This window comes from Pseudoalteromonas sp. T1lg22 (assembly GCF_002964645.1).
Lineage (GTDB): Bacteria > Pseudomonadota > Gammaproteobacteria > Enterobacterales > Alteromonadaceae > Pseudoalteromonas.
On the sequence record NZ_PQBY01000016.1, the window covers coordinates 394,709 to 412,716 of the forward strand.

At 46.3% G+C, this 18,008-nt stretch carries 19 protein-coding genes and 1 pseudogene; 3 read left to right on the plus strand and 17 right to left on the minus strand.

All coding sequences use genetic code 11. The annotated features are described in order from the left end of the window. Window positions 1-17: 17 nt before the first annotated feature. Window positions 18-611 carry a hypothetical protein gene (locus tag C2M24_RS11510; RefSeq protein ID WP_105215003.1) on the minus strand — a complete coding sequence of 198 codons (594 nt, stop codon included), beginning with the start codon at window positions 609-611 and terminating at the stop codon, window positions 18-20. Window positions 612-832: 221 nt separating this feature from the next. On the opposite strand from C2M24_RS11510, the gene C2M24_RS11515 reads away from it, so the two are divergent. Next, the gene (locus C2M24_RS11515; RefSeq protein ID WP_105215005.1) at window positions 833-1,198 is read left to right on the plus strand and encodes a hypothetical protein; all 366 of its coding nucleotides are present in this window, start codon (window positions 833-835) and stop codon (window positions 1,196-1,198) included. Window positions 1,199-1,247: 49 nt separating this feature from the next. On the opposite strand, the gene C2M24_RS11520 is transcribed toward C2M24_RS11515, so the two are convergent. The 14 genes from C2M24_RS11520 to rpsJ all read right to left on the minus strand — a co-directional run bounded on the left by C2M24_RS11520 (window position 1,248) and on the right by rpsJ (window position 9,391). After that, on the minus strand, window positions 1,248-2,549 hold the full coding sequence (locus C2M24_RS11520) for an NAD(P)/FAD-dependent oxidoreductase (RefSeq protein WP_105215007.1): 1,302 nt from the start codon (window positions 2,547-2,549) through the stop codon (window positions 1,248-1,250). Window positions 2,550-2,872: 323 nt separating this feature from the next. Further along, the gene (locus C2M24_RS11530; RefSeq protein WP_105215011.1) at window positions 2,873-3,511 is read right to left on the minus strand and encodes an NrsF family protein; all 639 of its coding nucleotides are present in this window, start codon (window positions 3,509-3,511) and stop codon (window positions 2,873-2,875) included. Continuing rightward, window positions 3,511-4,068 (minus strand): RNA polymerase sigma factor, encoded by a 558-nt coding sequence (locus C2M24_RS11535; protein WP_105215013.1) that lies wholly within the window; start codon window positions 4,066-4,068, stop codon window positions 3,511-3,513. The genes C2M24_RS11530 and C2M24_RS11535 overlap by 1 nt, the downstream gene beginning before the upstream one ends. A 356-nt stretch (window positions 4,069-4,424) precedes the next feature. Continuing rightward, window positions 4,425-4,682 (minus strand): 30S ribosomal protein S17, encoded by a 258-nt coding sequence (gene rpsQ, locus C2M24_RS11540; protein WP_105199948.1) that lies wholly within the window; start codon window positions 4,680-4,682, stop codon window positions 4,425-4,427. Further along, a complete protein-coding gene (gene rpmC / locus C2M24_RS11545) occupies window positions 4,682-4,873 on the minus strand; it encodes a 50S ribosomal protein L29 (protein WP_105189377.1) in 192 nt (63 codons plus the stop codon). Before rpmC ends, rpsQ begins: the two co-directional genes overlap by 1 nt. After that, complete coding sequence (gene rplP, locus C2M24_RS11550) at window positions 4,873-5,286, minus strand: 50S ribosomal protein L16 (RefSeq protein WP_105199949.1); 414 nt, start codon at window positions 5,284-5,286, stop codon at window positions 4,873-4,875. Before rplP ends, rpmC begins: the two co-directional genes overlap by 1 nt. A 12-nt stretch (window positions 5,287-5,298) precedes the next feature. Next, complete coding sequence (gene rpsC / locus C2M24_RS11555; RefSeq protein ID WP_105199950.1) at window positions 5,299-6,000, minus strand: 30S ribosomal protein S3; 702 nt, start codon at window positions 5,998-6,000, stop codon at window positions 5,299-5,301. Window positions 6,001-6,012: 12 nt separating this feature from the next. Next, window positions 6,013-6,345: a 50S ribosomal protein L22 gene (gene rplV, locus C2M24_RS11560; RefSeq protein ID WP_105189398.1), complete on the minus strand. Its 333-nt coding sequence runs from the start codon at window positions 6,343-6,345 to the stop codon at window positions 6,013-6,015. Window positions 6,346-6,357: 12 nt separating this feature from the next. Continuing rightward, complete coding sequence (gene rpsS / locus C2M24_RS11565; RefSeq protein ID WP_010367084.1) at window positions 6,358-6,636, minus strand: 30S ribosomal protein S19; 279 nt, start codon at window positions 6,634-6,636, stop codon at window positions 6,358-6,360. Window positions 6,637-6,652: 16 nt separating this feature from the next. Beyond that, window positions 6,653-7,477, minus strand: a complete 825-nt coding sequence (rplB, locus tag C2M24_RS11570; protein ID WP_105189379.1) for a 50S ribosomal protein L2 — start codon at window positions 7,475-7,477, stop codon at window positions 6,653-6,655. 17 nt (window positions 7,478-7,494) lie between these two features. After that, on the minus strand, window positions 7,495-7,797 hold the full coding sequence (gene rplW, locus C2M24_RS11575; protein ID WP_105199951.1) for a 50S ribosomal protein L23: 303 nt from the start codon (window positions 7,795-7,797) through the stop codon (window positions 7,495-7,497). Continuing rightward, the gene (gene rplD / locus C2M24_RS11580; RefSeq protein WP_105189381.1) at window positions 7,794-8,399 is read right to left on the minus strand and encodes a 50S ribosomal protein L4; all 606 of its coding nucleotides are present in this window, start codon (window positions 8,397-8,399) and stop codon (window positions 7,794-7,796) included. Before rplD ends, rplW begins: the two co-directional genes overlap by 4 nt. A 17-nt stretch (window positions 8,400-8,416) precedes the next feature. Next, window positions 8,417-9,052 (minus strand): 50S ribosomal protein L3, encoded by a 636-nt coding sequence (gene rplC / locus C2M24_RS11585; protein ID WP_105215016.1) that lies wholly within the window; start codon window positions 9,050-9,052, stop codon window positions 8,417-8,419. A gap of 27 nt (window positions 9,053-9,079) precedes the next feature. Next, entirely contained in the window at window positions 9,080-9,391 is a 312-nt protein-coding gene (rpsJ, locus tag C2M24_RS11590) for a 30S ribosomal protein S10 (protein WP_010376390.1), read from the minus strand. A gap of 791 nt (window positions 9,392-10,182) precedes the next feature. Between rpsJ and plsB the strand changes: the two are divergent. After that, a pseudogene (gene plsB, locus C2M24_RS11595) lies at window positions 10,183-12,629 on the plus strand (glycerol-3-phosphate 1-O-acyltransferase PlsB). Between the two features lie 598 nt (window positions 12,630-13,227). Here the strand turns inward: plsB and drt3b are convergent. Together drt3b and drt3a are read right to left on the minus strand one after the other, a co-directional pair. Further along, on the minus strand, window positions 13,228-15,171 hold the full coding sequence (gene drt3b, locus C2M24_RS11600; protein WP_105215018.1) for an antiviral reverse transcriptase Drt3b: 1,944 nt from the start codon (window positions 15,169-15,171) through the stop codon (window positions 13,228-13,230). Beyond that, entirely contained in the window at window positions 15,164-16,345 is a 1,182-nt protein-coding gene (gene drt3a / locus C2M24_RS11605) for an antiviral reverse transcriptase Drt3a (RefSeq protein WP_105215020.1), read from the minus strand. The genes drt3b and drt3a overlap by 8 nt, the downstream gene beginning before the upstream one ends. 565 nt (window positions 16,346-16,910) lie before the next feature. Here drt3a and C2M24_RS11610 point away from each other — a divergent pair. Further along, a complete protein-coding gene (locus C2M24_RS11610; protein ID WP_105215256.1) occupies window positions 16,911-17,942 on the plus strand; it encodes a cytosolic protein in 1,032 nt (343 codons plus the stop codon). Window positions 17,943-18,008: the final 66 nt, after the last annotated feature.

Sequence of the window (18,008 nt, forward strand, 5' to 3'; positions counted from 1 at the left end):
GCACGGCTTTTTTCTTTTTAGGCCAAATAGCGCAGCTTTCCCTGCTCTTGTAGCTTGGCCACATAACGCCGTTCCAATCGCCAGGGGTGGCGTTTCCAGCCTTGGAAACCAAAACCGATAATATGCACCGGCGTTCCAGCTGCGACGAAATGCGCTATGGCCTGAGTGCCTGAGCTTGGCCATTTGGGTTTGCACTCGGGCTGCCCTAAACGCAACAACTCGGCTAAGAGCTGTTGTCTTGCCGCCGCCGTTATTCTTTTTTTTGAGTGTGCAGGGGCAAACTTAGTCATCAGCGCTTCACCATGATCCAAGCTGCCTTGGCGACCAAGGAGACGGAAGCACGTCTGTGTAACTGGGTTAGGGGGTGGGTCTGTGATCACTAGGCTAAGCAGTTGCTGGGCATCTATATCCAAGTGTGAATGCACCAATTTATGGGCTTGGCGACCACGGCCACTGAGCCAGAGATCGGTGCATTTGCGGCCAAGATGCTGCGGCATGCCGGCACAAAAGTTAAAACGCACTACCCGGGTATAAGAATCCACCTCGGCACGGATGTCTGCGGTGATAGGCGCATTGCCAATGATCAAAATCGGCTCTTTGTTCTCAGGCATGACTTACTCACATTGCATCCATAGAGGGCGCATCCTAGAGCAAGTTTATGAAGCCTCAATGACAAAAATACTTGCCTCGCGATGTAACAATTTCACCAGGCTGTGCGTATTCGCTTTTAACCCAGCAAGGGTTTTAGAAGTGCGCCGCGTCCATTGATGCGAGCGCGCAAATCTAATCAATGTGCCGCGGCACATTACCAACTAAAGATTAAGGTACCACTATGAACACATACAAACCCCTAACGGTGATTGTCCTGGTGAGTGCAGTCGCCCTCTTGACTTCCGCTGTCGACGCTAAAGAGCGTACCACGGGTAAAGGGGCCCCAGACCTTCCGGTCATTTACGTGACCTCTCAGAGCCTTTATTACGACACTCTGCTGTTAAAAGATTTGCCGTTTAATGGCACTGAAAATTTCCAGTTACTGGAAATGGATGGCCCCACCGGGGTACAAACCGAATTTGGCCCCATGGATACCGGCTATTATGGCGGGCGTTGGTGGGTGGATGCCAATGCCAATGGCTTTATGGATGAAGGTGATGTCTACTTCTTATGTCCGCTTCTGGGTCCGGGCAGAGAAACCCCATAACCTCTTCTTCAATGCGGCGAATAAGTTGTTTATGCGCCGCATTGAGCACTTAGTGTAATTTCATTTTCGGCCTAACAACGCGCATCAGCTTTTCACTAAGCCACAGCGCCATCATTTTCAAAGTGCCATGCACTGCTTGTTGATGCATTCTGTACAGGCTCATATACATCCACCGCGCAATTTTGCCTTCAATAAACACATCACTGCTGAGGTTACCCATCAAATTGCCAACGGCACTAAAACGGGCCAAGTTCACTAGGGAACCATGGTCCTTATAAACAAAAGGTTGCAGAGGCTTGCCCTGATACTCGCGAATGATGTTGTTTTTTACCGTACTGGCCATCTGATGCGCCGACTGTGCTCTCGGCGGCACCAGGGAACCGTCCTCTTGGGTGAACGCACAGCAATCCCCCACTACATAGATATGTTCGTCATCGCTTACTTGCAGGTAAGAGTTAACCACAATTTGGTTGTTGCGATTGAGTTCAAAGACACCAAGGTCTTTCAAAAAGTCCGGTGCTTTTACACCTGCAGCCCAGACATTAATGTCGCAATCCAAAGTTTGATCTTCAAAGTGGATAGTGCGCTCATCGATTTGCAAAACTCGTTTACCCAAATGTAAGGTAACGCCAATTTTTTTAAGCTCCAATGTCGCCTTAGTAGCGATACGCTCAGGCAGCGCCGGGAGGATCCGGTCACTTGCTTCAATAAGGTGAATGTTCAGGCGATCTTTATTGACCTTATCTAGTCCGTATATCTTAAGTAAACTAGTGACATGATAGAGCTCAGCAGATAATTCAACACCTGTGGCTCCGGCACCTATGATGGCTACGTTGAGTTTTGATGTGCTCTCATCCGCCTGCTGCAAGCGAGTAAAGCTGTCCAACAAGGTGTGTTGAAAACGTTCTGCACCACTGACTGAATCCAAGAAGAAACAGTGCTCTTGTGCTCCGGGAGTATTGAAGTCATTGCTCACGCTGCCGATGGCGAGAATCAGTTTATCGTATCTAAGCGTGCGCTCAGGAAGCACCACTTGGCCACGATCATCTAATAGGGGGGCAAGTAAAATTGTTTTGGTAAGACGGTCAAGATTACAAAACGTGCCGAGTTGAAAAATGAAATGATGTTTTGCTGCATGCGCAGAATAGACAACACCATCCAAGCTAGCATCAAGTGAGCCAGTTGCGACCTCATGGAGTAGAGGCTTCCAGATGTGTGTGCGGTTACGATCTATCAGTATAATTTCAGCTTTGTGCTTTTTGCCCAATTTATGGCCCAAGCCCGTAGCGAGTTCTAATCCTCCTGCACCACCACCAACAATAACGATGCGTGGTATCGATTCGTCGTTCATAGTTATTCCTCAAAAATTGCATACCCAAATGCACGTACCTGAGCGTCAAATGCACTTGGGTATTGATGGCCAGTGGGTTGGCCAATCTCTTGTTTTCGAGGAACACTTTGGGCCAGCTTACGCCTTCTGTTAACAAAAGTCATTAAGGTGCCAACTACTGAATTAATATATGTAATAACTTTGCTAAGCGAGACATAGACCTGCAGCATTTGCCGCATTCTAAATGCGTGGATAGGTAAATTACACGGCTAACTGGTGAATCAATGCTTAGCAAAATGGCAGATCCCAGCGAATGAGGTGGATGTAATTGCCAGTCTTCCCGCTCAACGCCTTACGCGATAAAGCCAGGCTAATCCCAATCCGATCACCATCACTAGCAAACCTGGGGTGATGTGAAACAGCAAAATATGGCTTGGTTCATACATGCAGGCTAGCTGCATATACAAAGCAGGCATCATACCGGACGCCAGGCTCAAAGAGATGGCCATACGTCGTGGGTAGAGAGGGTAGAACTTACGCGTCACAAACCAGGCCAGGCTTAGGGGCACCAGGGAATACAGCAGGGTTTCAAAATCACAGTTTTGTCTTTTTCCCAGGCTTGCGGGCTCAAGTGTGGGAGCCACAAAGCCGATTACATATTGCAGCAGCCAGAATAACATCAGCATTAAACCAAGGAGCTGCAATCTGCCGCTCGTTCTGCCGGGCACAGCATCTCGAAAAGCCTGCACGCTGACATAAACTATCGCCACCACCCCCGACAGGGTTTCGAATAAGAAACGCGGCGTCGACAACAGCTGAGCAAAGGCGTCCGGGCGGGCTGGACCCACGAGATGAGTAAGCACAACTACATACAGCATACTCAACACAAACCAGGCCATGGCCAGCCTGTCCAGATCCGGCATCTTGCCTACCGGCTTGAGGTTATGGCTGAGAGCCGCGATAAAGGTTATTCGATCCGGCATTAGTCTTCCGCCTCGATAAGATGTTTGAGTTTATTGATGGCCCTGTGCACTCGCACCTTAAGCGCGCTTTCTGAGATTCCCAATTGTTTCGCGGCTTCGCTGCTGCTCAGTCCTACCAGCTTGGTCAAGGTGAGCGCTTCCCTGTGGGGAGCCGACAGCTCCAGCAATAGGTTCTCTTCATCAATGCAGTCTTCCACCGAAGCGCTCTGGGATACAAGATCCAGCGCTTCGAGTTGATACGACTCGGTGTGTTGAATACGGCTACTTTTGTGGCGCAGATAATCTATCACCTTGTGCCGAACAATAGTGAAAAACCAAGGCCGGAACGGGCGCTGGGGATCATAGGTATGGCGCGCCTTATGAATGGCGAGCAAGGTTTCCTGGACGCAATCTTCTATGAACTCCTGATCCCCGAATCGCTTTTTAAGGTAGCCGTGGATCACGTTCGCCAGCTCAGTCAGTAATTGACGATAATCGGATTCGCAACCCATTTGAGCGCTGGCCATCAGCTCTGACCAACGGCCGTTATCGGATTGCGACGCGTCATTGATGCTCATCCGGGTAAGTTCATAAGCCGATAAGATGACAATTCCAATATTAAAGCCCCCTGAGATGGACGCAATTCCGATAAATTTGTAAGACCTAGAAGCGTTAATAATAGCACCTCAATAACACGCCATATTTGCTTAATACGTACCGCAGCTTTCAAAGGTTACAAGGCATAAAATAAATCGGGCTCAGATCAGGATAAGTTAACCCTGATCGACCAAGGCTTAACTGGCTGAAAACGCAATAAAAAAGGGAAGAAGAAATAGACGGGAGTGTGGGTATTTTGTCAGCCGCAACGGCCCAATAATGAAAAAGCCCCGGCAGATGCCGGGGCTTTTTAGGTCCAAATAGACTTAATTAAAAATTAAGCTTTCTTCGGACGCTCGATAACATCTACCAAAGTCCAAGACTTAGTCTTAGAGATAGGCGCACACTCACGGATAGTAACTGTGTCGCCAGTCATGGCAGTGTTGTTCTCATCATGTACGTGCAACTTAGTAGTACGTTTGATGAATTTCCCATAGATAGGGTGCTTCACGTAACGGGCTACAGCAACAGTGAAAGACTTGTCCATCTTGTCGCTGATTACACGGCCTTGTAGAGTACGGATCTTATCGCTCATTATGCACCTGCCTTCTGGTTAATAACCGTTTTAACACGCGCGATATCGCGACGTACTTTACGTAGCAAATGAGATTGAGCTAGCTGACCAGTGCTTGCTTGCATGCGCAGGTTAAACTGCTCACGAAGAAGTTCAATAAGTTCAGCGTTAAGCTCTTCTACGCTTTTGTCTTTAAGTTCGCTAGCTTTCATTACATCACCGTCCGAGTTACAAAAGTGGTTTTGAATGGTAATTTACGAGACGCTAGGTTGAATGCTTCACGAGCAAGCTCTTCTGAAACACCTTCCATTTCGTAAAGTACTTTACCAGGCTGAATTTCAGCAACCCAGTATTCAACAGAACCTTTACCTTTACCCATACGAACTTCAAGCGGTTTGTTTGTGATTGGCTTGTCTGGGAATACACGGATCCAGATTTTACCTTGACGCTTGATGTGACGTGTCATAGCACGACGAGCTGCTTCGATTTGACGAGCAGTCATACGGCCACGACCAGTAGCCTTAAGACCGAAAGTACCGAAGCTTACTTTGTTACCGTTTTGCGCAAGACCACGGTTGCGGCCTTTGTGCATCTTACGGAATTTTGTACGTTTTGGCTGTAACATTATTCGCTACTCCTACTTAGCACTTTTCTTGGCTTTCTTCGGGCCACGTTTAGCAGGCTTCTCTTGCTCTTGTACTAGTGGAAGACCACCAATAACTTCGCCTTTGAAGATCCATACTTTAACACCGATAATGCCGTAAGTGGTTGCAGCTTCAGAAGTTGCGTAATCGATATCAGCACGAAGAGTGTGTAGAGGTACACGACCTTCACGGTACCACTCAGAACGTGCGATTTCTGCGCCGCCTAGACGACCGCTTACTTCAACTTTGATACCCTTTGCACCTAAGCGCATTGCGTTTTGTACCGAACGCTTCATAGCGCGACGGAACATAACACGACGCTCTAGCTGTGACGCAATACCGTCAGCTACTAGTTGTGCATCAAGCTCTGGCTTACGAACTTCAGAAATATTGATCTGAGCCGGTACACCAGCGATTTTAGTTACAGCTTGACGTAGCTTTTCAACGTCTTCGCCTTTCTTACCGATAACAACACCAGGACGAGCTGTGTGAATTGTTACACGGATAGATTTAGCTGGGCGCTCGATAACGATTTTAGCCACAGAAGCGTTCTTAAGTTCCTTAGTAAGGTAAGAACGTACTTTGTGATCGCCAAAAAGCTGCTCAGAGTAATCTTTTGTATTCGCGTACCAGGTAGAAACCCATGGTTTAGAGATACCTAGGCGAATACCAGTAGGATGAACTTTTTGTCCCATTACTTATATCTCCTAGTTATCCGAAACCACAACAGTGATGTGGCTTGTACGCTTAAGGATGCGGTCAGCGCGTCCTTTAGCACGAGGCATGATGCGTTTCATTGTAGGACCTTCGTCTACAAATACTTTCGCTACTACAAGCTCATCAATGTCAGCACCTTCGTTGTGCTCCGCGTTCGCGATAGCAGACTCAAGTACTTTCTTAACTAATGCAGCCGCTTTCTTAGGGCTGTACGCCAGGATTTCTAGGGCGCGATCTACCGGTAGTCCACGGATTTGGTCTGCAACTAGACGTGCTTTTTGCGCCGAACCAGAGGCGAATTTGTGTTTAGCTAATGCTTCCATCATAACCTCCGATTAACGTTTCTTAGCTTTCTTATCAGCAGCGTGGCCGCGATAAGTACGTGTAGGTGCGAATTCACCCAGTTTGTGACCGATCATTTCGTCTGTGACAAACACAGGAACGTGCTGACGACCATTATGGACAGCGATGGTCAATCCGATCATGTTAGGTATGATCATTGAACGACGGCTCCAAGTTTTAATTGGCTTCTTGTCACCGCTTTCCAACGCTTTCTCTACCTTCTTCAGCAAGTGCAGGTCAATAAATGGACCTTTCTTGAGAGAACGTGGCATGGCTATTCCTCAACTATTATTTAGTACGACGACGTACGATAAACTTATCAGTACGCTTGTTCTTACGAGTCTTGTAACCTTTGGTAGGTACGCCCCATGGAGATACAGGGTGACGACCACCAGAAGTACGACCTTCACCACCACCGTGCGGGTGATCTACCGGGTTCATGGCAACACCACGAACGGTCGGACGGATACCACGCCAGCGGTTTGCACCGGCTTTACCAAGTGAACGTAGCATGTGCTCAGCATTACCTACTTCACCTAGAGTTGCGCGACAGTCAGCTAGTACTTTACGAACTTCGCCTGAACGAAGACGTAGAGTCACGTATTGACCTTCACGTGCTAGGATTTGTACGTAAGCGCCTGCAGAACGTGCAATCTGTGCACCTTTGCCAGGCTTAAGCTCTACGTTGTGTACAGTCGAACCTACAGGCATGTTGCGCATAGGTAAGGTGTTACCAGCTTTGATTGGTGCATCAACACCAGACTGGATTTGATCACCTGCTTTAAGACCCTTAGGAGCGATGATGTAACGACGCTCACCGTCGGCATAACAAACCAAGGCGATGTTCGCGCTACGGTTTGGATCATACTCTAGACGCTCTACTTTAGCTGGAATGCCATCTTTAGTGCGTTTAAAGTCAATTACACGGTAATGATGCTTGTGACCACCACCGATATGACGAACCGTGATACGACCTTTGTTGTTACGACCACCGGTCTTAGAGTTCTTCTCTAGAAGCGGAGCGTATGGCTTACCCTTGTGTAGATCAGGGTTAACCACTTTAACGACGTGACGACGACCCGCAGAAGTTGGTTTACACTTTTGAAGTGCCATAATTCTAACTCCCCTTATTACTCGGCGCCGCCGACAAAGTCTAGCTCGCTACCTTCTTTAAGAGTAACGTAGGCTTTCTTCCAGTCGCTACGACGACCGAAACGCATACCAGTACGCTTTGTTTTACCCTTAACATTAAGTGTGCGAACACCAGTTACTTCTACTTCGAAAAGCTTTTCTACAGCTGCTTTAACGTCAGCTTTAGTTGCATCTTTAAGTACTTTGAAAACAATCGTGTTGTTATCTTCAGCAGATACAGTGCTCTTCTCAGAGATATGTGGAGCAAGGATTACTTTTAAAAGACGTTCTTCACGGATCATGCTAGCGCCTCCTCAAGTTGCTTTACAGCACCCTTAGTCATAACAACCTTATCGAAAGCGATTAGGCTTACTGGGTCGATGCCAGCTACGTCACGTACGTCAACCTTGTATAGGTTACGTGCTGCAAGGAATAGATTCTCTTCTACTTCTTCAGTCACGATTAGTACGTCTTTAAGCTCAAGCTCTTTAAGCTTAGCTACAAGGGCTTTAGTCTTAGGAGCTTCGATACCGAAGTTCTCAACTACAACTAAACGCTCTTGACGAACAAGCTCAGATAAGATGCTCTTGATCGCACCGCGATACATCTTACGGTTTACTTTTTGGCTGTGATCTTGCGGCTTAGCTGCAAAAGTCACACCACCGCTGCGCCAGATTGGGCTACGGATTGTACCAGCACGTGCACGGCCAGTACCTTTTTGACGCCATGGCTTCTTACCGCCACCGCTTACTTCAGAACGTGTCTTCTGAGCTTTAGTACCTTGACGAGCACCTGCTGCGTAAGCAACAACTACTTGGTGTACTAATGCTTCGTTAAACTCACGTCCAAAAGTAGCTTCGGAAACTTCAAGAGCGCCTGACGCGTCTTTAATTGCTAATTCCATCACTAAATCTCCAGGACTTATGCTTTAACAGCTGGTTTAACGATAACGTCACCGCCGATAGCGCCAGGTACTGCACCTTTAACTAGAAGCAGATTACGCTCAGCGTCAACACGTACTAGTTCAAGGTTCTGAGTAGTTACACGCTCAGCACCCATGTGACCGGCCATTTTCTTACCTTTAAACACCTTACCAGGTGATTGGTTTTGACCGATTGAACCAGGAGCACGGTGAGACAAAGAGTTACCGTGTGTAGCGTCTTGCATGCTGAAGTTCCAGCGCTTAACACCACCTTGGAAACCTTTACCTTTAGAAGTACCGGTAACGTCAACTTTGGTCACTTCGTTGAATACTTCAACAGTGATTTCGTTACCAACTTCGAAGTCGCCTTCACCGCCATTAAGACGGAATTCCCACAGACCACGACCCGCTTCAACGCCAGCTTTAGCGAAGTGACCCGCTGCTGGTTTGTTTACACGGCTAGCTTTTTTCTCGCCTGCGGTTACTTGAAGCGCGTTATAACCGTCTGTTGCGTCAGATTTGATCTGCGTAACACGGTTAGGAGTCGCTTCGATTACGGTTACTGGGATAGATACGCCATCTTCAGTGAAGATACGAGTCATGCCCACTTTACGACCGACTAGACCTAATGCCATTTTCCTAAAACCTCTCTAATCTTCCGATTAACCCAGGCTGATTTGAACATCAACACCAGCAGCAAGGTCTAGGCGCATTAGAGCGTCTACAGTCTTGTCTGTTGGTTCTACGATGTCGATCAGACGTTTGTGGGTGCGGATCTCGTACTGATCACGCGCGTCTTTGTTAACGTGCGGAGAGATCAATACAGTGAAACGTTCTTTGCGTGTAGGAAGTGGGATTGGACCACGTACCTGAGCACCTGTGCGTTTCGCAGTTTCCACAATTTCCGCCGTTGATTGGTCAATCAAACGGTGGTCAAAAGCTTTTAGGCGAATGCGAATGCGTTGATTTGACATTCTAAAACCTCAATAAAAAGAGCATTTAAAAAGAGCATAAAAAAACACCCGAAACTTACTTACTACTAAGAAGTCGGTTGTCCTTTCATTTTCTACCATTGAGCTCCAAATCGGAGCTCCTGTTTATGCTTGAAATCCAAGCTATATCTAGCTTTCCAAGTCCTTGGTGAAACACCTAAGGCAAAGAAAGTCCGCATATTATAGAGAGATTGGCGATAAATGCAACAGTTTTTTCAGCGGGGGATGGGTACAGTGGACAAGAAGGACGAAATGCTCGACAAGCGCCGCGTATCCATCCTTCTTGCCTGCCGTAACACAGAATTCAGCCTCAGGGATACGACTAAATACCGAGCCTGGTGCGTTTATCGCAACCATTAGTCGTAATTATCTAGATTTTTAACTGACAGCAAGCTTAAGACCTGATCATTTTGTATACCGCGCAATATCTCATAGCGATAAAGCTAGGCGACACCTTTAGGGCGCAAGCTCAGGTCAGGCGCAAAGTCGGCTTACAGAAATGGTCAGTCCAGTTATAACTTGGTATCATTTGCGCCCTTTTTTGTGTTTTTTGATGCCAATTGCATTAATAAAGTAAGCGGCCACAGCGTCGGATAGAGACGCAGGATAGCAAGGCTAAAATTATGGTATATAGTTGTTCTGTATAAATAATTTTTAACCAAGCCAAGACGTCGTTTAACGCGCTGGATGGTGCAAGGTATTAATTAATTGGTATTCGACATTACCTGATCTGTTATTGCCCCTTGGTAATGTGGTTAAGCGAGTGAGTATAAATGAAGATTTTAAACCGCAGCGTCGACTTTTTAGCCCGTTGCTTAAATGCCATTTGTGTAAGGTCCAAGGTACTGCCGCAGCAACCGATTGCCGACTTTGAGCTCGATACCTCGGTACCGACCTTCTACATTGGCCGCTTAAACTCACGCCTCGATATCGCCGCCCTGGCGAAGGTCTGTCGCAAGCTGGGCCTGCCCGACCCCACCCAGGAGCAGAGCCTGGCCGACACCGAGCTGCCGCGCTTCATCGGCATTCAAAATCCACCACCGGTGTTCGGCACTAAAAGCCGCCCCAGCTGTGCACTGCAACAGGGTAAGGCGATTTTCGATGCTCTGGCCAAGCAACCGCAACAAAAAATCCAGATTATTCCGGTCACCATTCTGTGGGGCCGCAACCCGGGGAAAGAAAAGCCGGGTTTAAGCACGCTGATCTCCCACTCCTTAACACCGAGCTGGTTCCGGAAGTTTTTTGTGGTGTTATTTTCCGGGCGCGACAACCTTATTCGCTTTAGCCAGCCCCTGGATTTAACCCAGCTGGTGCACGATAAGGGCGATAAAGATGAATTGCCGCAAAAGCTGCTGCGCGTGGCCCGGGTGCACTTCCGTCGCCAAAAGCTGGCGGCCACCGGCCCCAAACTGCCGTCGCGCGAAGCCCTGTTTAATTCTCTGCTGGCCTCACCCGCCATTAAAAAAGCCATTGCCGATGAAGCCAAGGCTAAGGGCATCAGCCAGGACCAGGCGCGACAAAATGCCCTGCGTCTGCTCGATGAAATCGCCGCCAACTATTCCGATGCCATGGTCCGTGTTGCCGACCGTATTCTTACCTGGCTGTGGAATAAGCTCTATAACGGCATCGATGTGAACTATGCCGAGCAGGTGCGCGAGCTGACCGACAAAGGTCACGAGATCATCTATGTGCCCTGCCACCGCAGCCATATGGACTACCTGTTACTCACCTACGTGATTTATCACCAGGGCCTGGTGCCGCCGCATATCGCTGCGGGCATTAACCTCGACTTCTTCCCCGCCGGGCCCATATTCCGTCGCAGCGGCGCCTTCTTTATTCGCCGCTCCTTCAGCGGTAACAAGCTCTACTCGGCGGTGTTTAAAGAATACCTAAGTCAGCTCTTTATTAACGGCTACTCGGTGAAGTTTTACACCGAAGGCGGGCGTAGCCGTACCGGTCGCCTGTTGCCACCGAAAACCGGCATGCTGGCCATGACCCTGCAGGCCATGCTGCGCGGCATCGACCGCCCCATCAGCATAGTGCCCGTGTATATCGGCTATGAGCATGTGATGGAGATCAACACCTACCTCAAAGAGCTGGCCGGCGACAATAAAAAGAACGAGTCCGTGCTGGGTATTTTCAAGGCCATTAAAACCTCAAGAACTATGGTCGCGGCAACGTGAACTTTGGTGCGCCCATCAATATCAACCAGTTCCTCAATGAGCAGCAGCCGAACTGGCGCGAGGCGATTCACCCCACCGATGTACAAAAGCCGGCCTGGCTGGGTAAGCAGGTCAGCAATCTGGCCGACGAGATCATGCTCAATATCAACAGTGCCGCGGCATTGAACTCAGTGAACCTGCTGGCCACCATCTTGTTAACCAATGATCAGTTTGCGCTCAGTAAGTCACAACTGTTGGAGCAGATGGATTTCTATCTGCGCCTGCACCGCGATGCGCCGCTCAGCGACAAGTTAACCCTGCCCCAGCAAAACAGCGCCGAGCTGCTGGAGCACGCGCTGACGCTCAATAAGTTTGATGTGGTCAACGACCCGTTTGGCGACATCATTGCCATTAAAGAAAAAGAGCGCACCCTGTTTAACTACTACCGCAACAATGTGCTGCACCTGTTTGCGGTGCCCAGCGTTATCGCCCAGCAGCTGTTTAACCACCACAGCATCACTGTTAGCGAGTGCAAGGCACAGGTTCAACGCCTCTACCCCTTGTTTGCCAAGGAATGGTTCCTGCCCGAGCTGAACGAAGACTACATCGACAAGATTCTCACCAGCTTTGCCGAACAGGGCCTTATTCGCCAACATGGCGAGCAGCTGGAAGTGATCAAAGCAGGTGACAACCAGGCTACCCTGGAAATGCTCGGCAAGGTGGTACATCACACCTTGCTGCGCTACGCCATAGTCATAGGCCTATTAAGCCAAAGCGGCGATATGAACCCTTCGGAGCTGGAAAAAGAAGGCACCGTGATCGCCAACCGCCTGGGCACCTTGCATGGCATTAAGAGCCCGGAATTCTTCGATAAGAAGGTACTGACCGGCTTTATTGCCAGCCTTAAAGAGCAAGGCTTGGTGCATCAGCGCGACAACGCCCTCGCCCATACCGACGAGCTAGTTGCCCTGTACCAAGATCTGCAGCAGTTGCTGCCGGCCAGGCTGTGGCAGTCGATAAGTGATGCCATAGCGGCGATGCATGCAGGTCAGGCTTAGGCCTGACGACCTTGCAGGTCGGCGCTCTGCGCTGACACCTGTGGTATTTGATGGGTTTTGTCGAACCGCCGATAGCGGTGGTAGCTGACAGATCTTGTCGCGGTGGCGACAGCACCTTAGGGGTGGTTTACGCCAACCACCCCTAAGAACCCCAAGGCGCCCCGACATTGCATGGTTTCCTCAACGCACTACGAGAAATGAATGTAACCAACATGCACAGCACTTCCCTGTACTGAGCATGTTTTCGCCCGCAATCCCAGCGGGCGATTACTCTTCTCGCATCACGTTTCGGATGCAATGTAAGGGGAATTCACTGACACACCGAGTCAGGGTTAAGATTTAATAGCAATGGATTGTAGAGTAAGAGAATCTAGCACTGTAATAATTTAGGCGCTTACTAGGCCTTTTTAATAAGTGCGAAGTGCAAGGTCAACACTGATGACTGATGCCCATGTTGGGCGCCGCCTACCTCCCATCGTGTGTGTGACTGAAGTTTCCCTCAGCCCGTACAAACACCGAAATGCTTGTGTGAGCAGCCGCTAAAGGCCATACAAGCACTTAAGTGAGTGTAGAAACCTACGGAGGCAGGCGACATAAACTAGTTGTAAGAGAAAATATACTCTTTCTTCTCTAAGCTGTTTTTTAAATATTCTGGATCACTCCAGTTAACAATAAAGTCTTTATTAAGCAGTATTTGGCTTTGTGTATCAACATTAAAATGTACTGGCTTTTTCTTGCTATCTAAGGTGATACCTTTAACTTTTTCTATCACCTCTTTCCTAGTATCCCTATTTATGTATGGGCAAGCTAGATAGTCAAAATAGAACATAAAGTATTCAGAGTCTATAAACATATCATCGCTATCTAGAAAATACATTTCTGCGGCTTGAATAAGCTCTTCTCGCAGTTGCTGATACTCTGGTTTACTTTCAATGTAAAGCATAAATGTTACCCAGCGAAAGTAGAAATCATTGGTTGCAGAGTTCTTCTTTAAGCTACCAAAATACTCCGTCAATTTACTCTCCGGGATCTGGTATTTAGGTGGTAGCATTGTCAATATAATCAGAAGGTTCAAGGTCTCAAGCCCGATAATATCATTTGCATGGCAAATAAATATATTTATTGCCTGTTTAACATGATCGAAAACTTTTTTGTGGATTATTTCTTTATAATTTTCAGGCCAGCTCGTAGTTTTTTCAAGAAGGTCGTAAATTAAACGCGCCAACCTATCCGTTGGCCTTATCCGAATATCCATTGCATGAATAAAAAATAACACATCTAAATCCACTAATAACCAATTTAAATGAAACTCCTCTTTTTCATCAATCTCCGATACTTTCGATAAGTACGAGAGTGTTTTTTTTGTAACAGCGCTGAATAGATAGTTCGAAATAGAGCTGTACTCAACCTTGTGGTTAGCCAAAGCCATTTTAATTTCAGCTATTGTTTTGTTAGCTTTAGAGCTTGGATTTCGCAATTGAACTATGGATTCTGAATCAGTATTTTCATCTCTATAACGTGAACTGTAATATTGGCCCACAGCATACTTTAATGCGTATTTAGCCAGAGATATGTCAGTTGCAAATGGTCTAGAGGCAATTGTCGTTTTTGCCTCATTCAAGTACATTTTATACTCCAAAAGACTTAACTCTAATGATTTTATGAAAGCTTTTTTCACTTCCTCTGAACGAAAGAAAACAAAATAATCATCGACATAACGTCTGAAATCATAGTCTTTGGAAATTTTAAATTCATTACTCAACATCCTTTCGACTAAGTTTAAATCGATTCTCTGTAAAATAATTTCTGAAAAAATCCGACTTACTTCAGGCCCTATAATAATACCATTCGTCTCACGATAATTTGTGAGTTGCATTAAGTTATCAAACTCTCCGTCAAAGTCACCGTGAGCCCTTGGCTTGGCTTTGGCCAAGCGCTTATTTTTTACCGCCCAACCGATCGAATGAGTGTAGATACTTGGAAAACACTTCGAAACATCAACCTGTAGCATGCTATGAAACTGTTTTTCCAGTTTATGATATTCATAAGATTCGAAAAAGCGATATAAGAAAGGGTACTTCTTATATTTAAAATAGGAGCTTGAAACAATTCGCTCCTCCTCTGCGCTTTCAACCCCTTCAGCTATCTTTGACCCTTTTTGAGATTTACCGTAAAATTTGGTTGATTTTCGGTAAGGATGTCTTAAAGAGTATTTTGACTTTGTACAGTAATATTCGATTAAATCATCGTATTCATCATAAAAATCACAAACTTTGAGTTGAGCTACAGGATGCATAATTGAGATTGTACGTGGAGATTTATTACCACCTCGACATACAAGATAATCTAAAGGAATATAGACACCTGATCCACTTGAAAAATCAAGACCTGAAACATTCCTGTACGCATTAATATGAGCTGCCGTACTAAACCTCTGATACATAGAGAAGTTAGTGAACCATATTGGTAGCTCATAAGGAAGAACGTCAGTTAACAGAGTTCTTAACTTGTTATTAGTATTTACTCTAATAGTTTTAGGCATTTTTCCAAACCTGCATTATTTTAGCTGTTTGCTTCTTGCTAAACTTTCCTATATTACCCTTCTTCGCGTTTCCATATATCGATACTTTCTTAATACTATCTTTCTCTTGTTGATTGAGACCAAACCGAGGGTTAACTAATTGCTGAAATAGAAAACCATCAATAGGCTTTAAACATTCAAAGCCATCAGTAACATACTGATAATTATGAGAAAGACCTGCTAGTAAATTGCCATTCTTACCTTTCCTAACAGTTTTCAACATACAAAGGTATTCAAGCCTTCTTTTTAAAAGAGGTATATTATTTTTCTTTTTATGATCACAAAAGCTGATAACTATCCGAGACTTGAGTTTATTTAACTTTGATTGAGAAATTTTCAAACTTACTGTGTTTGGATTATTTTTTTTGGGCTCAACCTTAATTGCGTAACCGAGGTAATCAAACTCTGCCGAGCTTGAAGAGCCACTATAGTACTTCCCATTATTATTATTGAGAGTTAAGCCCATTTCATTCATGAACCCTTGGATATCAGTTTTTACACCTTGCTCCTTCCCTGATGGAGTTAAGACTATGATGTCATCGACATATCTTCCGCTGTATATCACGTTTGGGTGTGCAGCAATCTGCTTATCTAGTGTTTCCAAATACAATTCTGCAAGCGTAGGGCTTATAGATAACCCTCTTGGTAAACCTCGCAACTTATGGTTTGCGCAAACATCACTAAAAATATCATCCAACAGTTTGGTACATTCAGGAGCAAGGATTTGCTCATCTCTAAACTTATTGATTAGATGCTCGAATTGTATAGCTTCATAGCAGTCTTTGATATCCAACCTAAGTACATGATAATTACCTGAGTCTTTTAATAAGGTGACTAACTGCCTGACAATTCGGTTACGATCAGACTGCCTAACTTTATAAATTCTTCGAATAAACCTATCCAGTAGCTTGATAGCAAGAGCGTCTTCCATAATGGCTGGGGTAAATACTAATTTATTCTTTACCGTCCTTGTATTTAATGATGATAAGTTGAGGTTGCTTGACTTCCAGTGGCTGACAGTATGATCAACAGCAGTTTCAACATCACCATAGTCTTTCAATATGTTCCATTGCCAAACATCTGATGACGTAATAGCTTTAGAAAGTTGCTCTCTATCAAAAACCTGTTTTAGCATTAGGTTAGCCTACAGCTTTTAGATGACAGCATATGTGCAAAAGTACCCTGTAAAAGAAGTTATCCATAACCCACAGACTTCCCATAAATTTTTTATCCAATAATAGCAATAAGTTATCAGGCAATTTGATTACAAGCAATTACAACTGCCCCAAGTAAAACAAGTTACACCGAACAGTCAGGTGTCATCCTTCCCCGTTCTGATTCGCGCTGGTGAAATCGGCTTTTGTTGTGGAGTGTGCTTGAAACAACGGAGCATGGATGCGGAGTTAGGTTTATCGAGTCAGGAAGACGAGTTAAACCGTGTTGAAAGCTAAGCGGAACGTTTAACAAAAACCTGAGTTCGGAGGCAATTGCGAATCACGGGCGCCCTAGGAGTTGTTAGAGGAAATGGGCGCGCATTTCCTCTAACTTGGAGTCGCCAACGCGACAAGCTCTAACCGTCACAGTCGACGGCTCGACAACAATCCCCTTATTTTTCTTAGCCGCTCACTTTTGCTACAATGCGGGGCTTTTTGTGGGTTTGTCTTGGCGCCGGTGGGCGTGAGGCCTACTGGGAGCACGGTATGAAGTTACTATATTGGCTAGATGAGTGGCTAACTCTTTCACCTTCAGAGCGACGCGAACGTCTACCAATGACGGGCAGCGACTTACTCGATGATGTGTATGTTAAATATCACTTTATAGACCCTAGCAAACCACTGTTATTCACGTTTTCACCTGCCGGCACAAACTACCAAACTAGTGATTTACACAAGGATTTTGCTCCATGGGGCTATCGCTTGGCGCAAAAACAGCAAGTGAATGTCATTGCTTTTCAACACTTAGGCCAAAGTAACTGGTTTCGCAGCCGTAACCTTATCTTTTTCTTGGAGCAGTTAACGTCATTACTCACTCCATTCCCTACTCGCCTCGGCTATGGTTTAAGTCGTGGGGGGTTTGCCGTAGGGGCATTTTCTGAGCTCTTAAAGCTCGATTATGTACTGTTACTGCATCCGGTGAGCACTAAAAATACCACCATTGCGCCATGGGATACTCGCTCCAGCACAGAACTTGCGCAGCAGTTTGACTGGCAAGGTGATTACCATGATCTCCAATTAGGAAGTGCCAAAGGCTACATCATTTACGATCCAACCAATGAGATTGACCGTAAACACGCAAAGCGCTACTCACAGCTAACTCACCTTCGCGTTTACGGTATGGGTCATGGCACTCATGCCAGTTATCTCAATAAGTTTGGCTTTTATAAGCAGGTGGCGAAGGACTTCATGCACCATCAAGAACTGGATATCAAAACGTTCCGCCAGCAAACCAAAACCTTGCGCCTAAAAGAAGATTATTATCAATCTCTTAACCGAGCCAATAGTAACTCGCCACACCGCCTGGCATTGTTAAGTACCGCACATCAAATATTGGCCGATGAAAAAGAGAACCATGTGCAAGAGCATCAAGCGCAAATTGATGTGCAACCACTCATTGATGTCGCGGTGAAGCACCAAGACGACCATCCTAACGATGCCATCAAGCTGCTTGAAGTAGCGCAGCAACTGGTACCGGATGACCCCCTCGTTGAGCACAAATTAAGGCAGCTTGGGTAGCAACTTTTAAGCATGCGTTGTCACCTAACACGGGCAAGCAAAAAGCAAATGTGGAGGCGCCCTCGG

Excerpts from the sequence above, each read along its gene's own strand:
- C2M24_RS11610 (WP_105215256.1), top strand. The coding sequence starts at position 16,911 with ATGAAGTTACTATATTGGCTAGATGAGTGGCTAACTCTTTCACCTTCA.
- C2M24_RS11530 (WP_105215011.1), bottom strand. The coding sequence starts at position 3,511 with ATGCCGGATCGAATAACCTTTATCGCGGCTCTCAGCCATAACCTCAAG.
- rpsS (WP_010367084.1), bottom strand. The coding sequence starts at position 6,636 with ATGCCACGTTCTCTCAAGAAAGGTCCATTTATTGACCTGCACTTGCTG.
- rpsJ (WP_010376390.1), bottom strand. The coding sequence starts at position 9,391 with ATGTCAAATCAACGCATTCGCATTCGCCTAAAAGCTTTTGACCACCGT.
- rpsQ (WP_105199948.1), bottom strand. The coding sequence starts at position 4,682 with ATGAGCGATAAGATCCGTACTCTACAAGGCCGTGTAATCAGCGACAAG.
- drt3a (WP_105215020.1), bottom strand. The coding sequence starts at position 16,345 with ATGCTAAAACAGGTTTTTGATAGAGAGCAACTTTCTAAAGCTATTACG.
- C2M24_RS11535 (WP_105215013.1), bottom strand. The coding sequence starts at position 4,068 with ATGAGCATCAATGACGCGTCGCAATCCGATAACGGCCGTTGGTCAGAG.
- drt3b (WP_105215018.1), bottom strand. The coding sequence starts at position 15,171 with ATGCCTAAAACTATTAGAGTAAATACTAATAACAAGTTAAGAACTCTG.
- rpsC (WP_105199950.1), bottom strand. The coding sequence starts at position 6,000 with ATGGGACAAAAAGTTCATCCTACTGGTATTCGCCTAGGTATCTCTAAA.
- rpmC (WP_105189377.1), bottom strand. The coding sequence starts at position 4,873 with ATGAAAGCTAGCGAACTTAAAGACAAAAGCGTAGAAGAGCTTAACGCT.
- rplV (WP_105189398.1), bottom strand. The coding sequence starts at position 6,345 with ATGGAAGCATTAGCTAAACACAAATTCGCCTCTGGTTCGGCGCAAAAA.
- rplW (WP_105199951.1), bottom strand. The coding sequence starts at position 7,797 with ATGATCCGTGAAGAACGTCTTTTAAAAGTAATCCTTGCTCCACATATC.
- C2M24_RS11510 (WP_105215003.1), bottom strand. The coding sequence starts at position 611 with ATGCCTGAGAACAAAGAGCCGATTTTGATCATTGGCAATGCGCCTATC.
- C2M24_RS11520 (WP_105215007.1), bottom strand. The coding sequence starts at position 2,549 with ATGAACGACGAATCGATACCACGCATCGTTATTGTTGGTGGTGGTGCA.
- rplD (WP_105189381.1), bottom strand. The coding sequence starts at position 8,399 with ATGGAATTAGCAATTAAAGACGCGTCAGGCGCTCTTGAAGTTTCCGAA.
- C2M24_RS11515 (WP_105215005.1), top strand. The coding sequence starts at position 833 with ATGAACACATACAAACCCCTAACGGTGATTGTCCTGGTGAGTGCAGTC.
- rplC (WP_105215016.1), bottom strand. The coding sequence starts at position 9,052 with ATGGCATTAGGTCTAGTCGGTCGTAAAGTGGGCATGACTCGTATCTTC.
- rplP (WP_105199949.1), bottom strand. The coding sequence starts at position 5,286 with ATGTTACAGCCAAAACGTACAAAATTCCGTAAGATGCACAAAGGCCGC.
- rplB (WP_105189379.1), bottom strand. The coding sequence starts at position 7,477 with ATGGCACTTCAAAAGTGTAAACCAACTTCTGCGGGTCGTCGTCACGTC.